Genomic DNA, 7,740 nt, shown 5'->3' on the forward strand with positions numbered 1-7,740 from the left:
ACACTGGACACTCTGATGTAATGGATTTCAAAGAGTGATTATCACACCTTTGCTAATCACACAGACACCGCAATAACTTTTTTATTAAAAACAGTTAGAAAATCTAAAATCTCAAGTAATTTTTAAACTAACTAAAATCTTTTCCAATACTAATGCTAAAATAGTATAACGAATTGTTTCGTACGCTTGATATTCGCTTTTATTCTGAACTTCATCTTCAAAAAGCTTTTGTTTAGAACCTTCAATGATATAACCTTCTTCATAAAATAAACAGAAAATTTTTAGCACCACCAGTAAAAAATATCTTTTAATTGATAGTAACGACGGTTAACTTCTTGTTTTAAGAAATCGACAACGGAGAAAATTCTTTCTCCCAACAACAAAATATAAGTACGTAACTCACAGAATTTGCCAGTTTCACCAATTAAAAAATATAATTGTTCATGAATAGAAAGTAATTAAGTTTCCGATTTATGATTCTCTTTGTTCTGATTTAAGATTTTTCTCTAGTTTTGATTTGAGTTTTAGGCTAGCACGAAATGTTACAACACGCCGTTCTGTAATAGGAATTTTTTTACTAGTTTTAGGATTGCGTCCGGGACGTTGATTTTTATCACGCAAATTAAAATTACCAAATCCCGATAATTTTACCGGATTTCCTCTTTCTAATGAACGGCGGATATCCTCAAAAAATAATTCAACTAACTCTTTTGCCTCTCGCTTATTCAAGTTTATCACACTAAATAAATGTTCTACTAAATCAGATTTTGTGAGTGCCATTAATTATGCCCTCAATTTGACATTAAACTTACACTTAAGCGTAGAGATTATACCTTCAATGACCTGTTTGATCTCTTCGTCTCTTAGAGTGCGGGATGAGTCTTGAAACGTCAACCCTAAAGCAATACTTTTTTCTCCCAATTCAATATCTTCACCGCTTTCGTATATATCAAAAATTTCAATCATGATTAATAAATGTCCAGCATTTTGAATAATTTCTTCTTCAATTTGCGAAGCTTCAACGTCTTGATCAACCACAAGGGCAAGATCACGATGAACCATAGGAAATTTAGAAATAGATTGGTAATGAGGTAACCTTCTCTTTGTAAAAGCTCTAAGTTCTGCCTCAAACAAGTAAGGAATACTCCTAAAGTTTAATTCTCGTGCCAACACAGGATGCAAGGTGCCTAAATAGCCAATACAAGCTTCTTTAAAATAAAGAGCAGCAGAGCGCCCTGGGTGCAAGGCAGGGTGCTTTGCTCGTACAAAACTAAAATCTTTTTCAGCGTGGGTAAGTGAAAGTAGCGCGCTAACATCTCCTTTCATGTCATAAAAATCGACTAGTCGTTTTTTTTCTCCCCATTGTAAGTTACTAGCATTCCCCACAATCAAAGAAGCAATTTTAGTTACTTGTTGCCATTTTCTATTGCAATGGATAAAACATCTGCCAATTTCAAAAAGTCTCACGCGCTCAATTTGACGAGATTGATTATATTTCGCTGCAATAATAAGCCCAGGCCATAAACTATTTCGCATAACGTTCATATCATTTGCAATTGGGTTAGTAAGAGCAAGAGATTCTAAATTAGGATTAAGCTTGTTCTGCAATTTATCATCCACAAAACTATAATTCACGGCTTCGTTATACCCACGGTCAACCATTAAACGCCGAATCCGAGCTAAGCTTACTTCTGTCTCCACCACAGGAGATACAGCTATTTTACGTTTCATCATAGTTTGAGGAATACGTTCATAGCTGTACAATCGTGCTACTTCTTCAATTAAATCGACTTCTTGAGTAATATCAAAACGATAACTTGGTACAATGACTTGCCAACCATTTATTTCTGGCTGAAAGGTCATACCTAAAAAACCTAATATCTGCTGAATCTCTTTATCAGGAATATCAACTCCCAATAAATGCTTAATTCGTTCACGACGTAAACCAACTTTTTTAATAGAGGGAAAAGTTGCTTCAATACGTTGCTCTTCAATAGGACCTGGTTCTCCACCCGTAATCGTCAATAACAATTCCGTTGCACGTTCCATTGCCAGTTTTTGTAGTTCGAAATCCACACCTCGCTCAAATCGATACGAAGCATCTGTATTTAAACCATATTGTCGTGCCGTTAATAAAATATTCTTTGGCGTAAAATAAGCACTTTCCAAAAAGATATTTTTTGTTTTTTTGTTAACGGCCGAATTAGCACCCCCCATAATTCCTGCAATAGCATGTACTTGGTTTTTATCTGCAATCACTAAAGTACAATTATTCAAACTAACTTTAGTCCCATCAATCAAAGTAATTTTTTCATTGAAACTTGCATAGCGCACACAAATCTCGCCACACAATTGATTAAAATTGAATGCATGCATAGGTTGACCCCATTCCAACATCACATAATTCAGGACATCTACAACAGGATAGATAGAGCGTAATCCACTACGTCGTAATCGTTCTCGCATCCAAACAGGAGTTTGAGTATTATTATCAATATTGCGAATAATCCGACCTACATAATGCGGACAGGCTTCTTTAGCTTGTATCCTAATAGGAAAAATAGCATCAATGAGGGGTGTTACAGAAACTACTTTAGGTGCTTTTACAGAAATCCGATTAATGGCAGCCACTTCATTAGCAATTCCTCGTACGCTAGCACAATCTCCTCGATTAGGAGTTAGGAAAATATCAAAAATATAATCCTTTAATTGTAAATAATCATGTAAATCTTTACCGACAGGAGCATCAGCAGGAAGCTCCATAATATATTCATTTTGATCTTCCGAAAAACCTAGCTCGCGTTCTGAACATATCATTCCATGGGAAACTACACCTCGTAATTTATTTTGTTTAATTTGCAGCTTACCAACTCGGCCACCAATTAGAGCAACAGGGACCTTCAAACCAGCACGAATATTTTCTGATTCACAGACAATTTCTAAGGCCTCACTTCTCCCCACATTAACTCGGCAAAAGGACAATCGATCTATATTAGGATGTTGTTCTGCTGATAATATTTCTCCTACCACTACTTTTTCAAAGGAGTGAACAACAGAATTGACAGAATCAACTTCTAAACCAAATAAAGTAAGTTGTTCTGCTAAGTACTCCGTTGTAACTAATGGATTGACCCATTCACGAAGCCAAATTTCACTTAATTTCATGAATTAAAACTGCCTTAAAAAACGTAAGTCATTTTCAAAAAAGAGACGTAAATCAGGTACACCATAACGCAACATAGCTAATCGATCTAAACCAATACCAAAAGCAAAACCATTATATTTATCAGGGTCAATATTTACATTACGTAAGACATTGGGATGCACCATACCACAACCTAATATTTCTAACCAGCTGTCGGTAGACGCTTGATAAATATCAACTTCAGCCGAAGGTTCCGTGAAAGGGAAATAAGAAGGACGAAAACGCAAACGAAATTTAGTTTCGAAAAAACAATTTAAAAATTGGTGTAATAAACCTTTTAGGTCCGAAAAAGTACATTGTTTATCTACTAGCAGTCCTTCTACTTGATGAAACATAGGGGTGTGAGTGAGATCAAAATCGCGTCGATATACTCGCCCCAATGCAATTAGTTGAATTGGTGCACCGTGTTTTTTCATTTCACGTATTTTTACATTAGAAGTATGGGTGCGTAATAACTGATTATCTGAAAAATAAAAGGTATCTACCATTGTCCGAGCAGGATGAGTTAAGGAAATATTTAATGCCTCAAAATTATGATACTCGTCTTCAATTTCTGGACCCTCGACAACTTGAAAACCTAACAAAGTAAACAATTGTATGACTCGTTCAGAAACTCGAGCAATAGGGTGGATCGTACCAAGGCTGGTATAACGACCACGGAGAGTAACGTCAATTTTTTCTTGTGTTAGTTTTTTATGAAGGGCTTTTTCCCTAAGCTGTTCAGATCTCTTAGTAAGTAAAGTCTGAATTTCAGACTTTACTTCATTAATTGACTTTCCAAATTGAGGGCGTTTTTTAGGGGAAAGTTCCGGTAATAATTTGACTAATTGGGTAACTTCTCCCTTTTTACCGAAAAAATGAATACGAATTTTTTGCAAAGTCAATTCATCAGTTGCTTCGTCAATGTATTTTTTAGCGGTTTTTAATAAATTAAATAAAGATTTTAATTGAGTCTGCATGGTGCCGCGCCCCGAGCATCATCATTTACTTAATGCATGCTTGGCTTTCTCAGTTAATTTTCCAAAAATAACTTTATCTTTCACAGCTAAATCTGCTAATATTTTCCGATCTATAAGAATTGCTGCTTTATTTAAGCCATTTATCAGACTACTATAAGAAATTCCGTGCTCACGTGCAGCTGCATTAATACGAACGATCCATAACGCACGAAATTGACGCTTTCGCTGTTTACGATCACGATAAGCGTACTGGGCTGCTTTAATTACAGCTTGTTTCGCTACACGATAGATCCGACTTCGCGCACCATAATAGCCTTTTGCTTTACTCAATATTTTTTTATGACGAGCCCTTGCGATCACACCTCGTTTCACTCTTGGCATGTTATATCTCCAAATATTATATCTCTAAATATTATATCTCCAAATATCAAAAATTCTTAAAAACAACTTAAATTCTCAGCATTCCCTCAATTGTCTTAAGATCACTTTTAGCGACTTTATCTAACTGGCGTAACCGACGTTTCCGTTTTTGTGATTTTTTCGTCAAAATATGATTATGATTAGCTGCAGCTCGCTTAATAACGAGTCCACCCGTTCTTTTAAAGCGTTTTGTAGCCCCACGATTAGTCTTTAATTTTGGCATTACTCTCTTTCACTTTTCGTTTTATAATTTTCAACTTTACCTTTCATGAATACCATTGTCATTTGACGACCTTCTAACTTTGGCTCTTGTTCGATAATAATACTTCCTAAATCGCATTTGACACGATTTAACAGATCTAATCCTAACTCCCGATGTTGCATTTCTCGTCCTCTAAAACGCAAACTCACTTTTACCTTATCCCCACGTTCTAAAAAAGCTATAATTTTACGTAATTTTACCTGGTAATCCCCTACATCCGTTGCAGGACGGAACTTTATTTCTTTAAGGTGAATTAACCGTTGCTTTTTCTTTTGAGCTGCTTTTCGTTTGCTTTGCTCAAACTGATATTTACCAAAATTCATAATACGGCAAACAGGAGGCTTAGCCATCGGAGAAACTTCAACTAAATCTAATCCTGCTGCTTCAGCGAGAATTAAAGCTTGATCAATTTGCACGATCCCTATTTGCTCGCTTTTCTCGTCCACTAATCGTACTTCTGGGACACGGATTTGCTTATTAATGCGTGTTCGTTTTAATTTGATATCTTATCTCCTCAAATAGTTAATGCTATCGGCGACTTTCTACTACGCTGATCAATTTCTACCTGTAATTGATGAGCAAACTCTTCTAACGTAAAACCACTTGGCTTTCTATCACGTTCTACTGCGCGTACTGCAAGGGTTTTATCGGCGACTTCTCGGTCACCAATAATAACTTGATAAGGTAATCGTGCAATAGTATGTTCACGGATTTTAAATCCGATCTTTTCATTTCTCAAGTCTGATTTAGCCCTAATACCTAAATTTTTAAGATTTTCTACGATTTCCTTAACATAATCAGCTTGCCGATCGCTAATATTCATGACTACTACTTGAACAGGAGCTAACCAGAGAGGAAGTTTCCCAGCATATTCTTCTAATAAAATTCCTAAAAAGCGCTCAAATGAACCTAATATAGCACGATGGACCATCACAGGAGTTTTTTGAGAGCCATCTTCAGCAATATAATGTGCCCCCAATTGTTCTGGCATCGAAAAATCAACTTGCACGGTGCCGCATTGCCACACTCGACCTAAGCAATCCCGTAACAAAAATTCAACTTTTGGTCCATAGAAAGCCCCTTCCCCTGGTAAGATCTCCCAATTTACATTCTTTTCATCCAATGCTTTTTCCAAAGCTTGCTCCGCCTTAGTCCATACTTCATCAGTCCCCACTCGTTTTTCGGGACGGGTAGATAATTTATGAATAACTTCATTAAAACCGAAATCAGCATAAATTTGGTGTACCTGATCGATAAAAGCCAACACTTCATCTCGGATCTGCGCCTCTGTACAAAAAATATGCCCATCATCTTGAATAAAACTACGCAACCGCATTAAAGCATGTAAACTACCTGACGGCTCATTACGGTGACAAACACCAAACTCAGAGTAACGAATAGGTAGATCACGATAACTTTTGATACCTTGATTAAATATCTGAATATGGGCCGGACAGCTCATTGGTTTAATAACATACTGCTGAGGTTCTAGCATCGACAATCTAAAAATATCATCACCGAATTTCTCTAAATGACCAGATTTATCCCATAACTTTGCTTCAATAAGCTGGGGTGTATTGACTTCCTGATAACCGTACTTCTGGGTGAGATTACGAATATATTCACGCATTTGAAGGATAATGCTCCATCCTTTCGGATGCCAAAATACATTCCCCGGTGATTCTGATTGAAAATGAAATAAATCCATTTTTTTTCCAAGCACCCGATGGTCACGCTTTTCAGCTTCTTCAAGATGATCCAAATAGATTTTTAAGGATTTAGTATCAGTCCATGCCGTTCCATAAATTCGCTGTAACATTTTATTTTTACTATCACCTCTCCAGTATGCCCCTGCTAATTTTGTTAATTTAAACGCTTTCAATAAGCCTGTACGTGGTATATGAGGGCCGCGACAAAGATCAATAAAATCACCCTGCTGATAGCCCGTTACTATTTCCTCCTCAGGAATATCACGAATAATCTCAACTTTATATTTCTCATTCATCCCTTCAAAAAGAGCTAAAGCTTCTTTACGAGTTAATATTTTTCGTTCCACTCTTAAATTAGCCTCTGCAATCTCATGCATTTTTTTCTCAATTTTTTCCAGATCCTCTGGAGTAAAAGAACGTTCAAAAGCAAAGTCGTAATAAAACCCATCTTTAATTACGGGGCCAATAGTAACTTGAGCCGTTGGAAATAATGTTTTAACGGCATGAGCTAAAAGATGTGCTGTAGAATGTCGAATAATTTTGAGCCCTTCAGGATCTTTGTCAGTAATAATTTGCAGAGAGGCATCTTTCTGAAGAAGGTAGGACACATCCACCCAGCAATCATCAACTTTTGCTGCTAATGCAGCCTTAGCAAGCCCAGCACCAATAGACTCAGCAACTTCTTGAACAGTTACAAATTTAGAAAATTTTTTTATGTTTCCATCCGGAAATTTAATCATTGGCATAATGGAACCCTTATAAGAAAGTACATAAGATGGTAACACCCTAATATTTTTTTAACAATTTAAGAAATAATTTAAGACCTTGTAAAATCTTAACTCCTCTTAAATGCATATTTTTCTTTTTCTCAATTTTGGTTTTTTACCATGATTATAGCTTCCTCTTCATTAAAAGAATCTATTTTTACCTAATTCCTAATTTAAAAATAAATTGCTCCTCACATTCATCATTGAATCAGAAAATCAATCAAGAATTAGAAAATCAATCAATTTTTTTGTATAGAAAATGTATCAATTTAAAATCAGTAAAAAACGAGATAAAAAATTTAAATCAACTAAAGATTATTCTTGAAAATGCTGTCGATTTCATTAAAGGTTTAAAGCCGTTCTAAGGAAATTACTTTTCTAATATTCTAGGAAATTACTTTTCTGATAAAAGATATAT

The 7,740-nt window shown here is 35.7% G+C and carries 8 protein-coding genes; all 8 read right to left on the reverse strand.

The window, feature by feature from the left end; translation table 11 throughout:
- Positions 1–111: 111 nt before the first annotated feature.
- A complete protein-coding gene (locus tag CLERM_RS02765; RefSeq protein WP_102157073.1) occupies positions 112–291 on the reverse strand; it encodes a hypothetical protein in 180 nt (59 codons plus the stop codon).
- A 180-nt stretch (positions 292–471) separates the two neighbouring features.
- Positions 472–780, reverse strand: a complete 309-nt coding sequence (locus CLERM_RS02770; protein ID WP_102157074.1) for an integration host factor subunit alpha — start codon at positions 778–780, stop codon at positions 472–474.
- Between the two features lie 3 nt (positions 781–783).
- On the reverse strand, positions 784–3,165 hold the full coding sequence (gene pheT / locus CLERM_RS02775) for a phenylalanine--tRNA ligase subunit beta (RefSeq protein ID WP_102157075.1): 2,382 nt from the start codon (positions 3,163–3,165) through the stop codon (positions 784–786).
- A 3-nt stretch (positions 3,166–3,168) separates the two neighbouring features.
- Entirely contained in the window at positions 3,169–4,164 is a 996-nt protein-coding gene (pheS, locus tag CLERM_RS02780; RefSeq protein ID WP_102157076.1) for a phenylalanine--tRNA ligase subunit alpha, read from the reverse strand.
- Between the two features lie 21 nt (positions 4,165–4,185).
- Positions 4,186–4,545, reverse strand: a complete 360-nt coding sequence (gene rplT, locus CLERM_RS02785; protein WP_102157077.1) for a 50S ribosomal protein L20 — start codon at positions 4,543–4,545, stop codon at positions 4,186–4,188.
- A gap of 67 nt (positions 4,546–4,612) precedes the next feature.
- On the reverse strand, positions 4,613–4,807 hold the full coding sequence (gene rpmI / locus CLERM_RS02790) for a 50S ribosomal protein L35 (RefSeq protein ID WP_102157078.1): 195 nt from the start codon (positions 4,805–4,807) through the stop codon (positions 4,613–4,615).
- A complete protein-coding gene (gene infC / locus CLERM_RS02795) occupies positions 4,807–5,349 on the reverse strand; it encodes a translation initiation factor IF-3 (RefSeq protein ID WP_102157079.1) in 543 nt (180 codons plus the stop codon). Before infC ends, rpmI begins: the two co-directional genes overlap by 1 nt.
- An 11-nt stretch (positions 5,350–5,360) precedes the next feature.
- Positions 5,361–7,301, reverse strand: a complete 1,941-nt coding sequence (gene thrS / locus CLERM_RS02800) for a threonine--tRNA ligase (protein ID WP_102157080.1) — start codon at positions 7,299–7,301, stop codon at positions 5,361–5,363.
- Positions 7,302–7,740 lie beyond the last annotated feature (439 nt).

The sequence above is a fragment of the Coxiella-like endosymbiont genome (assembly GCF_002871095.1).
Taxonomy (GTDB): Bacteria; Pseudomonadota; Gammaproteobacteria; order Coxiellales; family Coxiellaceae; genus Coxiella.

Excerpts from the sequence above, each read along its gene's own strand:
- CLERM_RS02770 (WP_102157074.1), bottom strand. The coding sequence starts at position 780 with ATGGCACTCACAAAATCTGATTTAGTAGAACATTTATTTAGTGTGATA.
- rplT (WP_102157077.1), bottom strand. The coding sequence starts at position 4,545 with ATGCCAAGAGTGAAACGAGGTGTGATCGCAAGGGCTCGTCATAAAAAA.
- pheS (WP_102157076.1), bottom strand. The coding sequence starts at position 4,164 with ATGCAGACTCAATTAAAATCTTTATTTAATTTATTAAAAACCGCTAAA.
- pheT (WP_102157075.1), bottom strand. The coding sequence starts at position 3,165 with ATGAAATTAAGTGAAATTTGGCTTCGTGAATGGGTCAATCCATTAGTT.
- thrS (WP_102157080.1), bottom strand. The coding sequence starts at position 7,301 with ATGCCAATGATTAAATTTCCGGATGGAAACATAAAAAAATTTTCTAAA.
- rpmI (WP_102157078.1), bottom strand. The coding sequence starts at position 4,807 with ATGCCAAAATTAAAGACTAATCGTGGGGCTACAAAACGCTTTAAAAGA.